Source organism: Rhodococcoides kyotonense, assembly GCF_001645385.1.
In the GTDB taxonomy this organism is placed as follows: Bacteria; Actinomycetota; Actinomycetes; order Mycobacteriales; family Mycobacteriaceae; genus Rhodococcoides; species Rhodococcoides kyotonensis_B.
Genome location: NZ_LVHI01000012.1, coordinates 378725 through 400552, shown reverse-complemented (window position 1 = coordinate 400552; position 21828 = coordinate 378725). Strand labels below are relative to the sequence as shown.

At 65.9% G+C, this 21828-nt stretch carries 17 protein-coding genes; 14 read left to right on the top strand and 3 right to left on the bottom strand.

The features are described 5' to 3' along the window. The gene (gene htpG, locus A3K89_RS09895) at positions 1-1926 is read right to left on the bottom strand and encodes a molecular chaperone HtpG (protein WP_068424613.1); all 1926 of its coding nucleotides are present in this window, start codon (positions 1924-1926) and stop codon (positions 1-3) included. 198 nt (positions 1927-2124) lie between these two features. Between htpG and A3K89_RS09890 the strand changes: the two genes are divergently transcribed. The 14 genes from A3K89_RS09890 to A3K89_RS09825 all read left to right on the top strand — a co-directional run bounded on the left by A3K89_RS09890 (position 2125) and on the right by A3K89_RS09825 (position 19034). After that, positions 2125-3225, top strand: a complete 1101-nt coding sequence (locus A3K89_RS09890) for an MBL fold metallo-hydrolase (protein WP_068426033.1) — start codon at positions 2125-2127, stop codon at positions 3223-3225. A 58-nt stretch (positions 3226-3283) separates the two neighbouring features. Next, the gene (locus A3K89_RS09885; RefSeq protein WP_068424612.1) at positions 3284-5689 is read left to right on the top strand and encodes an HAD-IC family P-type ATPase; all 2406 of its coding nucleotides are present in this window, start codon (positions 3284-3286) and stop codon (positions 5687-5689) included. 45 nt (positions 5690-5734) lie between these two features. Then, positions 5735-5923: an antitoxin gene (locus A3K89_RS09880; protein WP_068424611.1), complete on the top strand. Its 189-nt coding sequence runs from the start codon at positions 5735-5737 to the stop codon at positions 5921-5923. An 81-nt stretch (positions 5924-6004) separates the two neighbouring features. Beyond that, a complete protein-coding gene (locus tag A3K89_RS09875) occupies positions 6005-7642 on the top strand; it encodes a Na+/H+ antiporter (RefSeq protein ID WP_068424610.1) in 1638 nt (545 codons plus the stop codon). Beyond that, complete coding sequence (locus A3K89_RS09870; protein ID WP_068424609.1) at positions 7639-8835, top strand: lipase family protein; 1197 nt, start codon at positions 7639-7641, stop codon at positions 8833-8835. Before A3K89_RS09875 ends, A3K89_RS09870 begins: the two co-directional genes overlap by 4 nt. A gap of 79 nt (positions 8836-8914) precedes the next feature. Then, positions 8915-10057, top strand: a complete 1143-nt coding sequence (locus tag A3K89_RS09865) for a sensor histidine kinase (RefSeq protein ID WP_254303512.1) — start codon at positions 8915-8917, stop codon at positions 10055-10057. Further along, complete coding sequence (locus tag A3K89_RS09860) at positions 10054-10881, top strand: LytR/AlgR family response regulator transcription factor (RefSeq protein WP_240931089.1); 828 nt, start codon at positions 10054-10056, stop codon at positions 10879-10881. The genes A3K89_RS09865 and A3K89_RS09860 overlap by 4 nt, the downstream gene beginning before the upstream one ends. A 59-nt stretch (positions 10882-10940) precedes the next feature. Then, positions 10941-11246, top strand: coding sequence for a DUF485 domain-containing protein (locus A3K89_RS09855; protein ID WP_240931099.1), 306 nt, complete (start codon positions 10941-10943; stop codon positions 11244-11246). Then, the gene (locus tag A3K89_RS09850) at positions 11247-12983 is read left to right on the top strand and encodes a sodium/solute symporter (protein WP_068424605.1); all 1737 of its coding nucleotides are present in this window, start codon (positions 11247-11249) and stop codon (positions 12981-12983) included. It begins immediately after the preceding gene. A gap of 202 nt (positions 12984-13185) precedes the next feature. Continuing rightward, complete coding sequence (locus A3K89_RS09845) at positions 13186-13473, top strand: DUF485 domain-containing protein (RefSeq protein ID WP_068424602.1); 288 nt, start codon at positions 13186-13188, stop codon at positions 13471-13473. Further along, entirely contained in the window at positions 13470-15104 is a 1635-nt protein-coding gene (locus A3K89_RS09840; protein ID WP_068424600.1) for a solute symporter family protein, read from the top strand. Before A3K89_RS09845 ends, A3K89_RS09840 begins: the two co-directional genes overlap by 4 nt. Positions 15105-15182: 78 nt before the next feature. After that, the gene (locus A3K89_RS09835; RefSeq protein ID WP_068424598.1) at positions 15183-15617 is read left to right on the top strand and encodes a type II toxin-antitoxin system Rv0910 family toxin; all 435 of its coding nucleotides are present in this window, start codon (positions 15183-15185) and stop codon (positions 15615-15617) included. A 78-nt stretch (positions 15618-15695) separates the two neighbouring features. Continuing rightward, positions 15696-17327 carry a VWA domain-containing protein gene (locus A3K89_RS09830; protein ID WP_068424597.1) on the top strand — a complete coding sequence of 544 codons (1632 nt, stop codon included), beginning with the start codon at positions 15696-15698 and terminating at the stop codon, positions 17325-17327. A gap of 57 nt (positions 17328-17384) precedes the next feature. Continuing rightward, positions 17385-19034: a VWA domain-containing protein gene (locus A3K89_RS09825; protein ID WP_068424596.1), complete on the top strand. Its 1650-nt coding sequence runs from the start codon at positions 17385-17387 to the stop codon at positions 19032-19034. 12 nt (positions 19035-19046) lie between these two features. On the opposite strand, the gene A3K89_RS09820 is transcribed toward A3K89_RS09825, so the two are convergent. Both A3K89_RS09820 and A3K89_RS09815 read right to left on the bottom strand, forming a co-directional pair. Beyond that, entirely contained in the window at positions 19047-19784 is a 738-nt protein-coding gene (locus A3K89_RS09820; protein ID WP_068424595.1) for an energy-coupling factor transporter transmembrane component T family protein, read from the bottom strand. Then, complete coding sequence (locus tag A3K89_RS09815; protein ID WP_254303483.1) at positions 19781-21802, bottom strand: ABC transporter ATP-binding protein; 2022 nt, start codon at positions 21800-21802, stop codon at positions 19781-19783. Before A3K89_RS09815 ends, A3K89_RS09820 begins: the two co-directional genes overlap by 4 nt. Positions 21803-21828 lie beyond the last annotated feature (26 nt).

Here is a 21828-nt window from a genome sequence, read left to right as displayed (position 1 = left end):
CTACACCGTCCGCGTCAACCGGTCGGCCAGCAGACGCGAGAACTTCGCGGGATCCTTCAACTCGGTGCCCTCGGCGAGAAGTGCCGTGGCGTAGAGCAATTCGGCGGTCTCGGCCAACGACGGGTCGTCACTGCGATCCTCGCGTGCCTTCTTCAAGCCCGTCACCAGGTCGTGTGTCGGGTTGAGTTCGAGGATGCGCTTGGACGTCGGAATGAACTGTCCCGACGCCTTGTACATCTTCTCGAGCTGCGGGGAGAAGCTGAACTCGTCGCCGACGACGCACGCGGGCGACGTCGTGAGACGTGACGACAGGCGAACTTCCTTGACGTCCTCGGACAAGGTTTCGCTCATCCACTTCAGGAGCTCTTCGAACTCCTTGTCCTGCTCCTCGCGCTTGGCTTCGGCTTCCTTCTTCTCCTCCTCGGTGTCGAGGTCGACCTCGCCCTTGGAGATGGACTGGAATGCCTTGCCGTCGAAGTCGGGAACGTTGCCGACCCAGACCTCGTCGACCGAATCGGTCAGCAGCAGAACTTCGAGGCCACGAGCCTTGAACGCCTCCATGTGCGGCGAGCTCTCGATCTGCTGACGGGATTCGCCCGTCATGTAGTAGATCTGCTCCTGGCCGTCCTTCATCCGGTCCACGTACTCGGCGAGCGTCGTGAGGCCCGACTCGGAATGAGTCGACTCGAACGACGACACCTGCAGCAGCGTCTCGCGGTTGTCGGAGTCGGAGATCAAGCCTTCCTTCAGCGCCCGACCGAACTGCGACCAGAACGTCTGGTACTTCTCTGCGTTCTCGCTCTGGAGTTCCTTGATCGTCGACAGGACCTTGCGCGTCAGACGTCGTCGGATCGCGCGAATCTGCCTGTCCTGCTGCAGGATTTCACGTGAAACGTTCAGCGAGAGATCCTGTGCGTCGACGACACCCTTGACGAACCGCAGGTACTCGGGCATCAGCTCTTCGCAGTCGTCCATGATGAAGACGCGCTTGACGTACAGGTGCACGCCCGTCTTGCCCTCGCGCATGAACAGGTCGAACGGCGCCTGCGACGGAATGAACAGCAGCGCTTGGTATTCGAACGTTCCCTCGGCCTTGAACGGGATGACCTCGAGCGGCTCGTCCCATGCGTGGCTGACGTGCTTGTAGAACTCCTTGTACTCGTCCTCGGACACTTCGTCCTTGGGGCGAGTCCACAGTGCCTTCTGCGAGTTGATCGTCTGCGTCTCGATCGTGGTGGTGTCCTCGGCGCCCTCTTCGGTTGCCTTGACGGTCTTCTCGACGTCGATGCGAATCGGCCACGCGATGAAGTCGGAGTACTTCTTGACGAGCTGCTTGATCTTCGATTCCGACGCGTAGTCGTGGAGGTGGTCCTCCTCGTCGGCCGGCTTGAGATGCAGCGTCACGGACGTGCCCTGCGGGGCGTCGTGGACGTCGGAGATCTCGTACGTGCCTGCGCCGTCGGACTCCCAGCGCGTCGCGTTGCTTTCCCCGGCCTTGCGCGTCAGCAGCGTGACCTTGTCGGCGACCATGAACGTCGAGTAGAAGCCGATGCCGAACTGACCGATCAACTCTTCCGACGCGGCCGCGTCCTTGGCTTCCTTCAGCTTCTTGCGCACCTCGGCGGTGCCGGACTTGGCGAGGGTGCCGATGAGGTCGATGACCTCGTCGCGGGTCATGCCGATGCCGTTGTCGCGGATCGTCAGGACCCGCGCCTCCTTGTCGATCTCCAGTTCGAGGTGAAGATCGGAGACGTCGACGTCGAGGTCCTTGTTTCGGTACGACTCGAGCCGCAGCTTGTCGAGTGCGTCGGACCCGTTCGAGATGATCTCGCGAAGGAAGCTGTCCTTGTTCGAGTAGATGGAGTGAACCATCAGGTCCAAGAGCTGACGCGTCTCGGCCTGAAACTCACGCTGTTCGGTGGTCATGACTGGGTGCGATCTCCTTTCAGAGCAAAAACGACATCGAGAATTCTACTTCCGTACCGGGGCGCCGAGCTGCGGGAGATGGCCGTTACGCCGAGGGAGAACACGACGGGAACATCGGTCCACGTCAGCGACCACAGGCGACGCGATCGACGCGGTGACCACGCCCTCGATCGCAGCAGTTCACCTATCGTGGCTTCGGTGACGAGCAAATCGATCGTGCCTCTTGCTGTGGGTGTCGCGGCTGCTGCCTGGGTGACGCGTGCCGCGTGGGGTCTGCCCGCGCAGATCGGTGCCACCGCAGCGAAGATCGCGCCGTACGCCGCGAACTCCGCGCGCTACCGCGACCGCCGGTTCCACAACAGCGAGCCGAGCTCGAGCTTCACCGGCGGCAGCGGCGAGTCTCTCCTGGTGTCGTTCCTCAAGCGTCGATCTGACGGCAAGCCGCAGCGACCGGTCCCGTTGGCGCCGACGATCGCGCCGGTCGACGCCGGGGAAACGGCCGTCACCTGGTACGGGCATTCGTCGGTGCTGATCGAGCTCGACGGTCGACGGATCCTCGCCGATCCGGTGTGGAGCAACCGTGTGTCGCCGTCGCGCACGCTCGGTCCGGCTCGGCTGCATCCGACGCCTCTGCCGCTGCGCGCGCTTCCGAAGGTCGACGCCATCGTCATCTCGCACGATCACTACGACCATCTGGACAAGGCGACCATCCAGCGGCTTGCGAGTCTGCAGGACGCGCCGTTCGTCGTACCGATCGGCATCGGCGCGCACCTGCGGCACTGGCGGATCCCGGAGGACAGGATCGTCGAACTCGACTGGGACGAGCAGACCCAGATCGACGGTCTGACCATCACGTGCACCGAGGCCAGGCACTTCTCCGGTCGAGGACTCAGGCGCGACCCGACGCAGTGGGCGTCCTGGGCGTTCGCCGGGCCGGAGCATCGCGTCTTCTTCGGTGGTGACACCGGATACACGGTCAAGTTCGCCGAGATCGGTGCCCAGTACGGCCCCTTCGATCTGACGCTGCTGCCGGTCGGTGCCTACGACCCGCGCTGGGCCGATATTCACATGAACCCCGAGGAAGCGGTCCGCGCGCATGAGGACCTGAACGGTGGTGTTCTCGTGCCGGTCCACTGGGCTACCTTCAACCTCGCCTTCCATCCGTGGTCGGAGCCGATTGTTCGGTTGAAGGCCGCGGCGAACGAGGCAGGAATCACGACGGCCGTGCCGATGCCGGGTCAGCGGGTCGACGTCGCTCACGGCGTCGCCGACGACCGTTGGTGGGCACGGCTCGGATGACGGCGAACGCATAGGCAGGAGTGGAGCCTGCAGGAACGACCCGATTAGGCTAACCCCCATGTCGATCGAGACGGACGAGCGCGAGGGCGGATTGACCGAAGCGCAGGTGGCGCAGCTTCGGTCCGAGGGGAAATCGAACGACGTCCCGGCTCGTGCGAGTCGGTCCGTCAAGGACATCGTTCGGGGCAACGTTTTCACCCGAATCAATGCGATCCTGGGTGTGTTGCTGCTGATCGTGTTGTCGACCGGGTCGATCGTCGACGGCATGTTCGGCCTGCTGATCATTGCGAACAGCGGCATCGGCATCATCCAGGAGATCCGCGCCAAGAAGACGCTGGACGAACTGGCGATCGTCGGCCAGAACAAGCCCGTCGTGCGACGCGACGGCGTGGCCCGCGAGGTCGCGCCCGACGAGGTCGTCCTCGGCGACGTCATCGAACTCGGACCGGGCGATCAGATCGTCGTCGACGGCGAGATCATCGAGACGGCCAGCCTGGAGGTCGACGAGTCCCTGCTCACCGGCGAGGCCGACGCTGTCCACAAAACCGATGGCGCACAAGTGCTTTCGGGAAGTTTCGTCGTCTCGGGCAGCGGCGCCTACCGGGCGACCAAAGTCGGACGCGACGCGTACGCCGCCCGGCTCGCCGAGGAAGCCAGCAAGTTCACGCTCGTGCATTCCGAACTGCGCAGCGGCATCGACAGGATCCTGAAGTTCATCACGTACCTGATGATTCCGGCCGGTGCGCTGATCATCTACAACCAGCTGTTCTCGAGCGGTCAGTCGCTCGGGCCCGCGCTCAACGGCATGGTGGCCGCGCTCGTGCCGATGGTGCCGGAAGGCCTCGTGCTGATGACGTCGATCGCGTTCGCGGTCGGTGTCGTTCGCCTCGGCCAGCGCAAGTGTCTCGTGCAGGAACTTCCCGCGATCGAGGGTCTCGCGCGCGTCGACGTCGTCTGCGCGGACAAGACCGGAACCCTCACCGAGAACGGTATGCGCCTGTCGGAGCTGCGTGTCGTCGAGGACGGCGACGGCGGCCTGCTGACGCAGGTGCTCGCTGCCCTCGCCCACGACGATCCGCGGCCGAACGCCAGCGTGCTCGCCATTGCCGAGGCCTTTCCCGACGATCCGAACTGGACCGAGACTGCCGTCGCACCCTTCTCGTCGGCGAAGAAGTGGAGCGGGCTGTCCTACGGGGACCACGGCAACTGGCTCCTCGGCGCCCCGGACGTACTGCTCGACGCGGACACTGTCATCGCGCGCCAGGCCGAGGATGCGGGCTCGTCCGGCCTGCGTGTCCTGCTGTTGGCCAGCAGTGACCTGCCCGTCGACGACGTCGACGCTCCCGGCGTCGTGACGCCTCGGGCCCTGGTGATCCTCGAGCAGAAGGTGCGTTCCGACGCCCGCGAGACCCTCGACTACTTCGCCAGCCAGTCCGTCTCGGTCAAGGTCATCTCCGGCGACAACGCGGTGTCGGTCGGCGCGGTCGCGGGCTCGCTCGGATTGGAGGGCAGCCCCGTCGACGCACGCACGCTGCCCGAGAACGACGACGAACTGGCCGACACCGTCGAAAGCGGCATCACCTTCGGACGCGTGCGTCCCGATCAGAAGCGGCAGATGGTCGGCGCGCTGCAGTCTCGGGGGCACACCGTCGCGATGACCGGCGACGGCGTCAACGACGTGCTCGCCCTCAAGGACGCCGACATCGGCGTCGCGATGGGATCGGGAAGCGCGGCAACGCGCGCGGTCGCACAGATCGTGTTGCTGGACAACAAGTTCGCCACGCTGCCGTATGTCGTCGGTGAAGGTCGACGCGTCATCGGCAACATCGAACGCGTCTCGAATCTGTTCCTCACCAAGACGGTGTACTCGGTGCTGCTCGCGTTTCTCATCGGGATCTCGGGTGTGCTGTCGCAGATCTTCCACTTCGAACCACTGCCGTATCCGTTCCTGCCGAGGCACGTCACGATCGCAGCGTGGTTCACCATCGGCATTCCGGCGTTCATCCTGTCGCTCGCGCCGAACAACGAACGCGCACGCACTGGATTCGTGGGCCGCGTCATGCGTCTGGCGGTGCCGTCGGGACTGATCGTCGGTGTCGCGACGTTCGTGTCGTACCTGCTCGCGTACCAGGGGCCCGAGGCGTCGGAAACCCAGGTGACGCAAGCCAGTACGACGGCACTGATCACGTTGATCATGATCGCCGTCTGGGTTCTCGCCGTCGTCGCGCGGCCGTACGTGTGGTGGAAGATTCTGTTGCTCGCCGGGTCGGTCGTCGGCTACCTGCTGCTGTTCACGATCCCGTTCTGCCGCACGTTCTTCAAGCTGGACCCGTCGAACATCGCCCTGACGACGACGGCACTCGTCATCGGCGCAATCGGCATCGTGGCAGTCGAAGCAGCCTGGTGGATCAGTGCGGCGCTGCACGGAGAAAGACGACGCCTGTTTGCAGGCGCACCGGCCTGAGTAAGCTTTTCGGGGTCGGACACAACCACACGAGATGGAGCGATCATGGGTTTCGCAGACAATCTGAAGGGTCTCGTCGACAAGGGCAAGAAGGCCGCTGCCGAGAACTCGGACAAGATCGAGAGCGCCGTCGACAAGGCCGGTGACTTCATCGACAACAAGACCGGCGGCAAGTATTCCGACAAGGTCGACAAGGTTCAGGAAGCCGCGAAGAAGGCGATTCCGGAAAAATAATGCGGCTGCGCGACCCGTGCGTGAACAGTCGGCCCCTGGGCCAACTATCCGCGCACGGGTGCGTTGGCGCACTATGTTCGTGTGGACGGACCGATTCTTCTCCTCGTGGTGATTGCCGCCGTCGCGGTTGCCGGTTTCGCGAAGCGTCTCGATCTGCAGGTTCCGCTCGTCCTGGTGACGGTCGGGTCCATCGCGTCGTTCGTACCCGGCGTCCCGCACATCACCCTCGCGCCGGATCTCATCCTCGGCGCGGTCCTGCCCCCGCTGCTGTACTCGGCTGCGCTCGACTTCTCGTTCGTCAGTTTCCGTAAGAACCTCGGCCACATTCTGCGGCTCGGCATCATCATGGTTGTCGTGACGACCTTCGCCGTCGGCTACTTCGCGAACTGGCTCGTCCCGGAACTGACCCTAGGTGCAGCCCTCGTGCTGGGCGCCGTCGTCGCACCTCCCGACGCGGTCGCGGCCGTCGCCGTCGGCCGAAAGCTCGGCCTGCCGTCGCGCATGATGGCGATCCTGACGGGTGAGAGTCTCGTCAACGACGCCGCCGCACTGACCCTGTTCACTCTCACGGTCGCGTCGGTCACCGGTAAGAAGATCGCCATCGACTCGCCCGTTCTGTTCTTCGCGTACGAGATCGTCGGCGGAGTTCTGATCGGGCTGATACTGGCGAGAATCGTGCGTTTCGTCCGATCCCGTATCCAGGACTCGGCCTTGGAAACCGTTCTCGGCCTCGTTCTTCCGTTCGCGGCGTACCTCGCCGCCGAGGAGATACACGCGTCGGGTGTGCTGGCCGTGGTGACGGCGGGGTTCGTGCTCGGACGCGTCACCGCCGACGTCCCGGTGACGACGCGAATCCAGGAGCGGCAGGTGTGGCCGACCCTGGACCTGCTGCTCGAGGCATTCGTGTTCGCGTACATGGGTCTTCAGCTGAAGTCGGTCATCGCAGAGGTCGAGCGGAACGGCCTGCCCGTGCTGCACATCTTCGCCTACTCGCTGCTGATTCTCGCGGTCGTCATCGCGGTGCGGCCGGCGTGGATCTTCGTCAACACCGGTCGACGGGCCGCAAGCCGAAAACTGGTGCGGCGGAACGGATCCTCCGGCACCGATGCCGTGGGTCTCACGTGGCGGCAGAACCTCGTGCTGTCCTGGGCCGGGATGCGCGGTGTCGTCACGCTCGCCGCGGCATCGGGTGTACCACTCGTGACGGTGACGGGCGATCCCTTCCCGGGCCGCGGCGTCATCCAGGCGGTCGCGTTCGTCGTTGCCGTCGGAACACTGTTGATCCAGGGTCTGACGCTGCCGATGCTGATCCGGCGCCTCGACGTCGCGGATCCGCTCGAGCAGCAGCAGACGGAAGAGCAGCATGCGTTGGCCCGCGCGATCTCTCGGGCAGCCGCCGAGACGTACCTGTCCGAGGTGGCCTCCGACGGCATCTCGGGGTCCGACAAGGAATCGGTCGACGCGGTGCTCGACCGAGTGCGACGCTCGGTCCGCGCCCGTCTCGAAGCCGACGCGGCCGAGGACCACGAGGAACGCAAGAAGTCGGCGAGTGCGACGTTCGACCGGTTGCGACGAAACGTGTTGGCGGCGCAGCGAACTGCGCTCGTGAAAGCGCGTGACTCCGGCGATCTCGACGACGAGGTGCTGCGGGAGGTTCTGGACGGTCTCGACGTCGAGGAGGCTGCCGCCGAGGCGCGAATCGAACGGCGTATTCGGTGACGCGGCTGGCAGCGGCGTTGGCCGTCGCGGTCTGCGTGCTGGCGGGTTGCGCTCAGCCACAGGCAGAGACGAAGCCACAGGCAGAAACGCAGCCGCATTCGGCAGTCGTGCCTGCAGCCCCGGTCGGCGACGAGCGGGGCGCAGTGGTCTCGTCGTTCGCCATGGGTCATGCGGACTTCGCGGTCCGTGTGCTCGGTGCGACGGCGACCCGCGTCGTCTACCGGTCCACGTCCGGGGACGGCACTACAGGTACCGAGGTGTCGGGCGTCGTGTTCACACCGAGCGGAGCGCCGCCCGCGGGTGGATGGCCCGTCGTGTCCGTCGCGCACGGAACCACGGGCGTCACCGACGAATGTGCACCGTCCCTGTATCCGAACCTGTTGGGCACCATCGGAACTGTCGCACCGTTCCTCGAACGCGGCATGGTCGTCGCCGTCACCGACTACGAGGGTATCGGCACCGACGGACCACACCCGTATCTCGATCCCGACGCCGCCGCGTACAACGTGATCGACATCGTGCGCGCGGCACGTGCGCTCGTGCCGGGAACTGGAACGCGATGGGGCGCCATCGGCAATTCACAAGGCGGACAGGCGGTCTGGGCTGCGGCGGAGCGCGCGGATTACGGTGACGGTCTCGATCTCGTCGGCGCGGTCGGTCTGTCGCCCGTGTTGGATCTGAGCCCGCTGTATCGAAGCGGTGCGACACCGACCCTTCCGCAGGCGTTGCTGACGCCGTTTCTGGTCGACGGTGTGCAGTTTCGGCAGCCCGACGTCGACTCGTCTGAGTACATCCGCGGCGTCCTGAGCAGCGAACGCCGTGCACTCACCGCGTGCACGGATCTGCTCGGAGTGCAGAAGGCCGAAGCCGCAACGCGTCTGACGCCCGGCGATTCCGCGCCTGCCACCGAGGCGTCGCGACTGCGCATGGAGGAGTGGCTGACGTCCGTCGCGCTTCCGCGTGCGCGGTCGTCGGTTCCGTTGGCGGCGTTCGTGGGCGACCAGGATCAGTTGATCGACCCGAAGTGGACACAGGACGCCGTCGCCGAGGCATGCTCGTTGGGAGACGTCGTCGAACTTCGGCGGGACCCGGGACAAGGTCATTCCGACCAGGCTGCGATTCCGTACGGAGTGTCATGGCTGTCCGACCGTTTCGCGGGTGCGCCCGCGCCGAACACCTGCGCAGGAGGGTGAGGGCCGTGCTGGATCGACCGACGCAGCTCGACGCGGAGCGGCAGCCCGAGTGAACTCTGCGCCTCTCTGGCTCGCCGTCATCGCCGCGTGTGCGGTGGCGGCGATCGCGCTGATCAGCTTCCGTGGCCGTCGCGCGCTGACGACGCCCGAGGAACGAGCCGTGCATTCGACGCTCCACACCGCATCGCTGGCTGCGCGCCCGCTGCGGCAAGGGTTGGACGCGGAGTCCGCCGCCGAGGCGGCACCGCATCTGCGGGCCCTGACCGGCGGCGATGCGCTCGGTGTCGCCGACGCGGATGCGAGCCTGCTGACGTGGAACGGCCCCTACGACGAACTGGCGGGGCCGTTTCTGGAGGCGTCGTCACGTGCGATCGAGGGTGAGCGACGCGTCCTGCTGTCGTATCCGCTGGGGCCGGATCACGCGGTACGTGCTGTCATCGCGCAACCGCTGCTGATCGAGGACGTCGGCGTCGTCGGCGTTCTCGGAGCCGTGACGACGTCGGTGCCGGGGCCGGGCATGCTCGGCGCGATTTCGGAGGTCGCCCGGTACGCGTGCGGGCAGATAGAACTCGCCGAGCTCGACGCGTCACGCGCTCGATTGGATCGCGCCGAGGTACGCGCACTGCGAGCGCAGATCAGTCCGCACTTCATCTACAACGCACTCGGCACGATCGCGTCGTTCGTGCGGACCGACCCGGACCGGGCTCGCGAGCTGGTGCTCGAGTTCGCCGACTTCACGCGCTACTCGTTCCGGACGGCAGGCGAATTCACGGTGCTGGCCGACGAGCTGCGCAACATCGACCGCTACCTGACTCTCGAACGCGCCCGCTTCGGCGACACTCTGCAGGTGACGCTGCGGGTCGCGCCCGAGGTGTTGAGCGTGGTGCTGCCGTTCCTCGCGCTGCAACCGCTCGTCGAGAACGCGGTTCGACACGGGCTGGCCGGACGTTCGGGCGGCGGCACCATCACCATCGTCGCCGCCGACGAGGGGACCGACTGTCTGATCAGCGTCGAGGACGACGGCGTCGGCATGGATCCGGACATGTTGCGCTCGGGCTCGTTGAACGTGGAGGAAGGCGCGCACGTGGGGCTGTCCAACGTCGACGACCGATTGCGTGCAGCGTTCGGCAACGACTACGGACTCGTCGTCGACACCGCGCCGGGCGCCGGAACCAAGGTCAGCATGCGGGTACCGAAATTTCGAGCAGGTATTCGGGCATGACCGGCGCGTCTGGCACGATGACGTCCGTGGATACTGCGTCGTCGACAGGGCTCGTCGTGCTCGCGGTCGACGACGAGAAACCCGCGCTCGACGAGCTTGCCTTTCTGCTGAGCAGACAGGACTCGGTGGCCGAGGTCAGTACGGCCTCGGACGCCACCACTGCCTTGCGTCGGCTGCAACATCCCGCCGGACCCGGTGTGCCTGCTGTCGACGCCGTGTTCCTCGACATCAACATGCCCGGACTCGACGGCATGGAACTCGCAGGGATCCTATCGAATTTCGCGCGCCCACCTGCCGTGGTGTTCGTGACCGCGCACGACGACCGTGCACTCGCGGCATTCGACCTCGGAGCGGTGGACTATCTGCTCAAACCGCTGCGCGAGGAGCGGCTCGCGGAATCGCTTCGCCGGATCGTGTCGGCGGGTAGACAGAGCGAACCGCAGGACGCCGTCGCCTCGGACGAGATCATTCCCGTCGAACTCGCCGGGACGACGACGCTCGTCCAACGCTCGAGCGTCGGATGGGTCGAAGCCGAGGGCGACTACGCCAGGCTGCACACCACGTCCGGCTCGCATCTGGTGCGTATCCCGATCTCTACGCTCGAAAGCCGTTGGGGGAGCAGTGGTTTCCTTCGGGTGCACCGATCTTTCCTGGTGTCGCTCGCGCTCGTGACCGGAATTCGCAGTGTCGGTTCGGGTTTGGTCGTGTGCCTGCGCGCCGACGGCGCACTGCCCGCCACCGAACTGCCGGTGAGCCGCCGTCACACCAGAGAACTCAAGGACCGACTGGTCCGCGGTCCGCTGCAGTCCTGGTCGAGCCGGTGACCGGGCCACGACGCCGGCCGAGGGAACGCGTCGTTCTCGCGGGCAGGCGCGGAGCACGCATGGTGCGCACCCGCGTCGAGGTCCAGGAGCAGACCGAGGTCGGCGACGCGATGGTCCGTGGTCTCGTACGTGCACAACTGATGCTGTCCGTCCGGTTGGCGCTGCTGACGTTGGCCGTGCTGTTCGCCATCCCGCTCGTGTCCCTCGTCGTTCCCGCGTTCGCCGACGCGACGCTGTTCGGAATTCGGCTGCCGTGGCTGGTGTTGGGTGTCGCGGTCTATCCGCTGCTGCTGGTCGTCGGGTGGGTGTACGTGCGTCAGGCCGACCGCAACGAACACGAGTTCGTCGACCTCGTGGACGACTAGATGGACACCGTGCCCTGGGTGACGGTTGCCGCGCTGCTGCTCGCAGCCGTCGCCACGGTCGCGATCGGTGTCTACGGCGTGAGACTGGCACGCACGACGTCGGACTTTCTGGTGGCGTCGCGCAGTGTCGGGCCGAGGTGGAACGCGGCGGCGATCTCCGGTGAATACCTCTCGGCTGCGTCGTTTCTCGGCGTCGCCGGTCTCATCGCGAAATACGGCGCGGACGCGCTGTGGTACCCGATCGGATTCACCGCGGGCTACCTCGGATTGCTGCTGTTCGTCGCCGCACCCTTGAGACGTAGCGGGGCGTACACGGTCCCGGATTTCGCCGAGTTCCGCCTCGGCTCACGGCGATTGCGGACACTGGCGATGTTCGTCGTCGTCATCATCTGCGCGCTGTATCTGGTGCCGCAGTTCCAGGGTGCGGGCCTGACACTGAACATCCTTCTCGGCGTTCCGAGTTGGGTCGGCGCGGCCGTCGTCGGTCTCATCGTCATCGCGAACGTCGTCGGGGGCGGGATGCGGTCGATCACGTTCGTGCAGGCGTTCCAGTACTGGCTGAAGCTCACGGCCGTCGCCGTTCCCGCCGTCGTGCTGGCCATGCACTTTCTCGCGGACGACCGTGTCGTCGGCAGTCCGGCGCCACCGACCGTCGATCGTGAGACGACCGTCGAGATCTCCACCGACGTTCTGGTGCAGGTGGATTCGCCGATCGAGGTGACCGCGCGGGGAACCGTCGACCAGGAGGCCGTGGACGGGCGTTTTGTTCTCGACCCCGGAACGCACGAACTCGGCGACGGTACGACGCTCGTTCTCGACGCGGACTCGCCGGTTCCCGTCGTCGCGGGGGCGCCGACGACGGATCGACAGTGGGCGCAACCGGGGTGGGGACTGGGCGGGACGCACCCGCTGTACCAGGTCTACTCGCTCATTCTCGCGACGTTCCTCGGTACTCTCGGCCTGCCCCACGTGCTGGTGCGGTTCTACACGAACCCCGACGGACGTGCCGCACGCATCACGTCGCTGACGGTGTTGGGTCTGCTCGGCGTGTTCTATCTGTTCCCGACGCTGCTCGGGGTGTTCGCTCGCCTCTACGTGCCGCAACTGTCGATCACCGGCACGTCCGACGCCGCGGTGTTGCTGCTGCCGGGGTCGGTCCTGTCGGGTGTCGGTGGCCAACTGCTCGCTGCCGTCGTCGCCGCGGGTGCGATCGCGGCGTTCCTGTCGACGTCGTCCGGCCTGCTCGTCAGTATTGCCGGCGTGCTCAGCACCGATGTGCTGCGCGGTCGGGTCCGCGACTTCCGTATCGCGGCCGTCCTCGCCGGCATCGTCCCGCTTGCTCTGTCTCTGGGTGTGGTGTCGCTGGATCTCTCGCGCACGGTCGGGTTGGTGTTCGCCGTGGCCGCGTCGACGTTGTGCCCGCTGCTCGTGCTCGGAATCTGGTGGCGCGGTTTGACGGCCGCGGGCGCCGCGGCGGGGCTGATCGGCGGCGGCGTCGTGTCCCTCACCGCGGCGACGCTGTCGGTGTTCGGAGTGTCCGACGCCGTGTGGTCCGGCTGGCCCGCAGCGATTCTCGGCTACCCGGCGGCGGTCAGTGTTCCGCTCGCGTTCGCGCTCATGATCCTGGTCAGCAAGGCCACGGCACGATCGGTGCCTGTCGACGTCGGACGCATCTTCACCCGGCTGCACGCGCCGGAACGTCTCGACATGGGCCGCGATCGCGAGCGCGAGCTGTAAGTCCGTTCGTCGTCGTTCGGCGACCGTTCGTCGCATCGACGGTCGGTTCACCGTGCGATCGCTGCCGCATCGTTCCTTTGTGATGTGGCTCTCATTACCGTCTCCTTCAGTTCCGAGTCACAGACCGTGACGGCCGAAAGAGGGAGCAACGACGGTGACCAAGCCGGATACAACACCCCCGGATGCGCAAGCGTTCGTGGAGATGCAAGCAAGCCCGGAGTTTCAGGAGCTGCGACGACGCCTGCGCAGCTTCGTCTTTCCGATGACCGCGTTCTTTCTGATCTGGTACATCGTCTACGTGCTGCTCAGCAACTACGCGCACGACTTCATGTCCACCCCGGTGTGGGGCAACATCAACGTCGGCCTGCTGCTGGGGCTCGGTCAGTTCGTGACGACCTTCGCCATCACGGGCATCTACGTCCGATTCGCGAACCGTGAGCTCGATCCCCGCGCCGAAGCGCTTCGCAACGAAATGGAGGCTCGGTCGTGAACGTCCTGGCACAAGCCGCCGACACCACCGTCGGCGAACCGATCGTCAACATCGCGATCTTCGGTGCGTTCGTCGCCGTCACCATGTTCGTCGTCATTCGCGCGAGCAAGAAGAACGCGACGGCGTCGGAGTTCTTCACCGCGGGCGGCGGATTCTCCGGGCCGCAGAACGGCGTCGCGATCGCCGGTGACTATCTGTCCGCGGCCAGCTTCCTCGGCATCGCAGGTGCCATCGCGGTCTACGGGTACGACGGCTTCCTGTACTCTATCGGGTTCCTCGTCGCGTGGCTCGTCGCATTGCTTCTCGTCGCCGAATTGCTCCGCAACACAGGTAAATTCACGATGGCCGACGTGCTGAGCTTCCGTCTGAAGCAGCGTCCGGTCCGTACCGCGGCCGCGTTGTCGACGCTGACGGTGTCGTTGTTCTACCTGCTCGCGCAGATGGCAGGCGCGGGTGGACTCGTCGCACTGCTGCTCGACATCTCCGATCGCACCGGGCAATCCATCGTCATCGCCGTCGTCGGTGTGCTGATGATCGTCTACGTCCTCGTCGGCGGCATGAAGGGTACGACGTGGGTGCAGATCATCAAGGCTGTTCTGCTCATCGCAGGCGCGCTGTTCATGACGGTGCTCGTGCTCGCGAAGTTCGGATTCAACCTGTCCGACCTGCTCGGTAGCGCACAGGCGACCATCTCCGGCTCGGCCAGCGAGACCGTCGCTGCGACCAACGTGCTCGAGCCCGGTGCCCAGTACGGCGGCAGCAACATGTCCAAGCTGAACTTCCTGTCGCTCGGCATCGCACTCGTGCTCGGAACTGCCGGTCTCCCACACGTTCTCATGCGCTTCTACACCGTGCCCACCGCGAAGGAAGCCCGTCGCAGTGTCGTCTGGGCCATCGCTCTGATCGGTGCGTTCTACCTGTTCACCCTGGTTCTCGGCTACGGCGCCGCGGCCATCGTCGGACCGGATCGCATTCTCGCGTCGGCAGGCGGACAGAACTCGGCCGCACCGCTTCTCGCGTTCGAACTCGGCGGTGTCGTCCTGCTCGGCGTCATCTCTGCCGTCGCCTTCGCGACGATCCTCGCCGTCGTCGCGGGTCTGACGATTACCGCATCGGCGTCGTTCGCACACGACATCTACGCGTCCGTCATCAAGAAGGGCGACGTCGACGAGCGGAAGCAGGTCAAGGTCTCGCGGATCACCGCCGTCGTGATCGGTTTGCTCGCGATCGGCCTCGGCATCCTCGCGAACGGACAGAACATCGCGTTCCTCGTCGCACTGGCGTTCGCCGTCGCCGCAGCCGCGAATCTGCCGACCATCGTGTACTCGCTGTTCTGGCGTCGCTTCAACACCACCGGCGCGCTGTGCAGTATGTACGGTGGCCTGATCTCGACGCTCGTGCTCATCGTCTTCTCGCCCGCCGTGTCCGGGTCGAAGACGTCGATGATTCCCGGTTCGGACTTTGCCTGGTTCCCGCTGTCCAACCCGGGCATCGTGTCCATCCCGCTGGCCTTCGTGCTCGGCATCGTCGGCACCCTGTTGTCGAAGGACAACGAGGACAAGACCAAGCAGGCCGAGATGGAGGTGCGGTCGCTGACCGGCATCGGTGCCGAAAAGGCGTCGGTCCACTAGGAACTGTCACAAAACCACGACGCCCGTGTGAGTCATGCCTCACACGGGCGTCGTGGCATGTGTGGTTACTATCCCTGCGTGGCCAAGCTGAAGGTTTCCGTCAACGTTCCCCTCGACCCCGACACGACGTGGTCTCACGCGTCGGATCTCGCGGACTACGAGAAGTGGTTGTCCATCCACGAAGCATGGCGAGGCGAGCTCCCCGACCAGCTCGCTGCAGGCACCACGCTGGAGAGCGTGGCCACCGTGAAGGGCATGCGCAACCGGGTCCGCTGGACCATCGAGAGCTACGACCCACCGAAGAAGTTGAAGCTGAAAGGAAACGGAAAGGGCGGCGTCAAGATCTCGCTCGTGCTGTCGGTGTCCGAAGCCAAGGCCGGCGGATCGGACCTCGCGCTCGACATCGATCTCGGCGGAGCGCCGTTGTTCGGGCCCATCGGCTCGGGCGTCGCACGAGCCTTGAAGGGCGACATCGAGAGCTCGCTGAAGAAGTTCGAGACTCTGTACTCGTAGAACCCGTTACTATCGCCGCCAACCGCACAGCGGGAGTCATCGCAGTTCGGCTTCTGCTCACTACGGAGAGGTTCTGCAATGCCAGGCAAACACAGCGCGCCGTCCGCCGCGTCCGGCTCGACGGGACTGGTGAAGTACGGCGTCATCGCCGTCGTGGCGCTGCTCGTGGTCGGCGGCGGTGTGTTCGCAGCACAAAAGGCCTTCGGTTCCGATTGTTCCGATCCGGCCACGTACACCCTGGCAGCCGATCCTGCGATCGCGGACGTGGTGGCCGGCGTTCTGGCAGGCAAGTCGGCCGACGAACTCGGGTGCGGCAGCGTCGACGTCACCGCCCAGGATTCGGCCGACGCGTCGGCCGCGGTGTCGAAGGGTGCCGACGCGCCTGCTCTGTGGATTCCCGACTCGTCGCTGTGGGTCGGCAAGACCGTACGTGCGACGGGCGCCCTCGTCGACCTGGCCAGCCAGTCGGTGGCCAGTAGTCCGGCGGTCATCGCTGCCCGCAAGGACGAGGTTCCGTTTTTCGACACCTGGCTCACGGCACTGCAGTTGCGTGGCCTACGAATCGGTAATCCGCTCAGCAACACCGTGTCCGACGCGGCCATCCTCGGCGCGCTCGCCGAAGCCGGGTCCGACGCCGAGGCCGTCGACTCGGTGTCCGCTGCCCTCGTTCCCATCGCGCAGGCGCAGGCCGCGACGCGTGGGGAGGCGGACCCCGTCGTGCGTCTCGACGAGATGTCCTCCGACGGCGGCGTCGCCGTCGTGTCCGAACAGTCGCTGCTGACGTACGAGAAGGACACCGGCACCGAACTCGGTGCGACGACACCACCCACCGGCAGCTTCTTTCTCAACTTCCCGCTTGCCGTCACCGAGCCCGCGGGGGAGCGGCACGACGAGGCCAAGGAGGTCGGCCGCGCCGTCGCCGACGCCCTCGCTTCCGAGGCCGGTCTGTCGGCGCTGTCCGACGCAGGCTTCCGAGCTCCCGACGCGACCGCCCTGAGCGACGGCCGCGGTTTGGGTGATGTCACAACGTTGACCATCGCGGATCAACAGACCGCCGAGGACACGTTGCAGCGGTATCAGGTCCTGGCGCTGCCGTCGCGCACGCTCGTCATGGAAGACGTGTCCGGCTCGATGGGCTACAGCGCGGGCGCCGACACCCGGATCGGACTGACCGTGCAGGCCAGCGACACCGGCAACCGACTGTTCCCGGACAACGCAGCTCTCGGACTCTGGGCGTTCTCGATCGGACTCGGCGGCGGCAACCAGGACTACCGCGAACTCGTGCCGATCCGGCGTCTCGACGAGAACGTGAACGGAACCTCGCAGCGTGAGGTCTTGCTGCAGCAGACGCGGACTCTGCCGAGCCTCGTCGGTGGCGGAACGGGCCTCTACGACACCACGTTGGCGGCGTTCCGGAAGGTCAAGGAAGGGTACGACCCCGACTACATCAACAGCGTCATCATCCTGACCGACGGCACGAACGAAGATCCCGACAGCATCTCCCTCGACGAATTGTTGTCGACGCTACGGGCGGAGCAGGACCCGACGAAGCCCGTCATCGTCGTCACGATCGGGATCACCGACGACGCCGACGCCGGCGTGCTGCAACAGATCTCGGCGGCCACCGGCGGAACCAGCTTCTTGGCGAGAAACCCAGCGGAAATCCCCAACGTCTTTGTGAATGCTCTCAAAAGCCGGTCCGGCCGCTGATTCAGCAGCTAGGTTGGTTTGCCGGATGCACAGAGACTCGTTTGGGGGCGAAGGAGAATGTCGGGGCGGCACGGAACTGGATCGCGCACACATCCTGCCCTGACGTGGGGTGCCATCGTCGTAGTCGCCGTGGTCGTGGTGGTCGGAGGGTACTTCGGAGTTCAGGCCGTCCGGGCCGGATCCGCCGGGTGCGACGGCACCCGGCAGGTCTCTCTCGCCGTCGATCCGACCATTGCGCCGGTGATCACCGACGTCCTCGCGCAGTCCGACGAGGTGTCGCGTGGCTGCACGGATTTCGAGGTCCGCGCCGAAGCTCCGAGCGACACGGCTGCGGAATTGGCGGGCGAGAACGCGAACCGTCCCGATCTGTGGATCCCGGATTCGACGCTGTGGCTGCTCAAGACGTTGCGATCCACGGGGGCGCTCCCGGAGCTGGCCAAGTCCTCGGTGGCCAACACGCTTCCGGTCGTTGTCTCGCAGGACGATTCGCTGCCCCCTGCCGTGACGTGGCTTCAGGTTCTGCAGAAGCAGGGTCAGCGCATCGGCGATCCGCTCACCAGCAGTGCGTCGTTGGCGTCGATTCTCGGTGCGCTCGCCGAGTCCGAAGTCGCGATCACCGACGCCAACGCGGTGTCGGCGGCGCTCGTGCCGATGGCTCAGGACTTCGGGCGCATCGCCGACACACCTCACGAGGTAGCCGATCTGGTGAAGCAGGTCGCGACCGACGGCGGTACGAGTGTGTCGACGGAACAGAGTCTCGTCGCCTACAACGACGCGAATCCCGGTGCGCCGCTGACGGCGTCGGTGCCGCCGACGGGCAGCTACTTCCTGAACTTTCCGCTCGCCGTCACCGCCGCAGCCGGACCCGACTACGACAGAGCCAAGGACGCCGGCGCGTCGCTGTCGTCGGTGTTGTCGACGAAATCCGCCACGGATGCGTTGACGGCCGCCGGTTTTCGGCAGTCGAACGGCACGGCGTTGCCCGACGGCAAGGGCGTCGGATCGGCGGCATCGCTCGAACTGAAGAACCCGTTGGCGATCGAGACGACGCTCCGCGACTGGGCCGTGCTCGCCTTGCCCCTGCGCACGTTGGTCGTCGAGGACGTGTCGGGTTCGATGGCAGCGAAGTCCGGTGATTCGACGCGCATCGCGTTGACGGTCGATGCCAGCCTCGGTGCGAATTCGTTGTTCAGCGACCAGACCGAGATGGGTCTGTGGGCGTTCTCGATCGGCCTCGGCGGTGGCAACCAGGATTTCCGTGAGCTGGTTCCCCTGGGCCCGGTGAGCAACATGGTCGACGGAGTGCCGCAGCGCGAAGCCATTCTGTCGGCCATTCGCACGCTGCCCTCGCTCGTCGGCGGTGGAACCGGTTTGTACGACACGACTCTCGCCGCCTTCCGCCGGGTGAAAGAAGGCTACGACCCGAACTATGTCAACAGCGTCATCATCCTCACCGACGGCGCGAACGAGGATGCGGGCAGCCCGAGCCTCGACGAACTGCTCGCCACGCTGCAGCGCGAGCAGGACCCGGTTCGTCCGATCGTGATCGTGACCGTGGGAATCACGACGGACGCGGATCCTGTTGCGTTGCAGAAGATTTCGGCTGCAACGGGCGGAACCAGCTACATCGCCGAGGATCCACGCGACATCCCCGAGGTCTTCGTCAAGGCACTCAATTCGCGCACCGAACGGGTCGGCGGGCAGTAGACGCGGCGCCGATCAGCCGAGCATCACCGTGAGCACGATGCCCAACGCACAGCACGCCGCGACCACGACGAGTGCAATGGCGTCCGTCATGCCGGGCCTGCTCGGGTACGCGGTGATCTGGCCGGTGCCACCGCGAGCGGTGATGGCCTCGCCCATCTCGGTGGCGCGCCGGATCGCGATCGACATGGTGGCGGTGACGAGGTCGACGATCGAGTTGTCGGCCGCGCTGTTGAGTACCGATTTCGGACGCAGTCGACGTGCCGCGTTCATGACCCGCATCTCCTCGATCAACAGCGGAAGCGATCGCAGGCACAGGGCGACGGTGGCTGCCCATTCGTCGACCGGCAACCGCATCTTCTTCAGCGGATAGCCCAGCACGGCGACTGCAGGCGCGATGTCGCTCATCGACGTCGTCCAGCCGAGCATCATCGACGCACCCAACAGCACGAATGCGAACGTCGTCGCACGCAGGAACAGCAGGATCGCGTCGAACCCGAGCGGCGCGTTGATCAGCGCGCCGATCACGAACAGGCCCCAGATCCAGATGGGTGGACGCGGTATCGCCGTCGGCGGCACGCGCGCGACGATTGCCGTGACGACCAGAAGTGCGACGATGACACCGATGGTCGGCCACGACGGTGCGACCACGAGCAGAATGCTCAGCAGCAGAACCGAGATCAGTTTCGTACCTGCCCACAGCCGGTGGATCGGCGACGTCCGCGGAACCTGCCGCAGCACAACGGTTGTCACGACGTCACTCCTCTTCTCGACAGGTCCTGTGCGATGCGGCCGTTGTCCAACACGATCGTTCGGTCGCAGATGCGGTCCATACCGTCGACGTCGTGGGAAATGACGACGATCGCGATGCCGCGTCGCCGGAGATTCCCGAGCACGCCGATGATCTCCGTTCGGCCCGGCGGATCGAGACCGGCGAGGGGTTCGTCGAGCACGAGCACGCGAGGTTTGTTGACGATCAATCCGGCGATGACGACCCGACGCATCTGCCCGCCGCTGAGTGCGTCGATGTCGCGCCCCGCCAGACGTCGATCCAGTCCGACGGCGTCCATCGCATACGCCACGTGCGCCGAGCCGACTTCGGGACCGCCCGCCGCTTCGATGTCCTCCGAGACGGTCCGGCGTTGCAGTTGCAGACGAGCATGCTGGAAAGCCAGGCCGACGGTTCCGACGTCCCGGGAGATCGGGGAGCCGTCGAACTCGGCCGTGCCGTGCGACGGCGTCGTCAGGCCCGCGAGAACCCATGCGAGCGTCGATTTCCCGGACCCGTTTCCGCCCAGAATCAAAATGCCGTCGCCGTGACGAACGGTGAGGTCGAGACCGTTCAAAGCCTTCTGCGACCACGGCGTACGCCGGTTGTACGTGTGCTCGACGCCGCGTAGTTCCATCAGCGGAGCCCCCGCACGGAACGGCGTGGGGTCGTCGTCCAGGAAGCGTGCACGCATCCAATCCTGGGCGTGCTCGACTTGTCTTCCTCCGTCGAGATGGATGACGCGATCGGCAGCTGTCGTCTCCGATTCCTGATGCGTCACGAGCACGACCGACATGCGGTGCCGCTTCGGGAGATCGGCGAGCAGCGCGACCAATCGGGCCCGGCCGTCCGCGTCGACCATCGTCGTTGCCTCGTCGGCGATCAGCAACGCGGGCCGTCTCGCCAAGGCTGCGGCCACGGCGAGCCGCTGCATCTCACCGCCGGAGAGAGATGCGGTTTCACGTGGACCCATTCCTGCCAGACCCACTTCGGCGAGCAGCGCGTCGACATCGGTATCGGAATCCGGCGCGAGACCCCACACGACATCGTCGGCGACGCGGCTGCCCAGGATCTGACTTTCCGGCCGCTGCAACACCACTGCCGTGCCGCCGACGCGTCCGAGACCCGCGATGCCGGGACGTTCGACGACGCCCGACGTCGGCACGCGGCCGGCCAGGATCCGTGCGAGGGTGGATTTTCCGGAGCCGTTGTGTCCGACGATCGTGACGAATTCGCCGTATCCGATCGTCAGGGCGATGCCCTGCAGCGCGTCCGAGTGTGCGCCGTCGTAGCGAAAGTGTATGTCGTGCAACCGAACCGGAAGGGGGCCGATGTCACCGTCGCCACCTGCGGGCAGATGATCGACGACGGGAATGGTGGCGAGGCGGTCCAGAACGGCGCCGAGGATCAGCCAGGTGAAGAATGCGCCGCCGACGGTGCTGACGCTCATCGTGCCGAGAATCCACCACCACCAGTTGTCGATCACCGCGCCTGCGCTCGATCGCACGACGTCGGCGGTCGACACGAGAGCATCGGCGCGGGCGAGCAGTCGGGCGATGCCCTCGATGGTGTTCTCGATCGTCCGGAGGAACAGCTCTCGAAGCGGCGTCAAGACCCACAGCGCGAGGACCGTCACCAGGCCGAGCGACGGGCCGATGATCGACGCGGTCCCCAGAACCGACAGCAGGCCGTGTCCTTTGCGTTTCGCGCGACCGACCAGCCCGCCGAGCAACGCCGACGTCGCAACAGTGATGGCCGTCGTGGTGCCTGCCGCGACGAACGCGACGAGTGTGCCCGCCACCGCGGCGGACACGAGCGCGCGCGTGCGGTGACGTTGCGCGACGACGGCCATCGGCACAGCTGCAACGATCTGCAGCGCCGTCGCAAGGGGGACCACCATCGCGACGACGGACAGCGCGACGGAGAAACTGCTCATGACCGCAGCCGTGGCCAGTTCTGCAGGCGTCAGGGCCTGCCTGTGGACACGGGGGTTCTTACTCACTTGTCCAGTGTGCCAGGAACCGACTT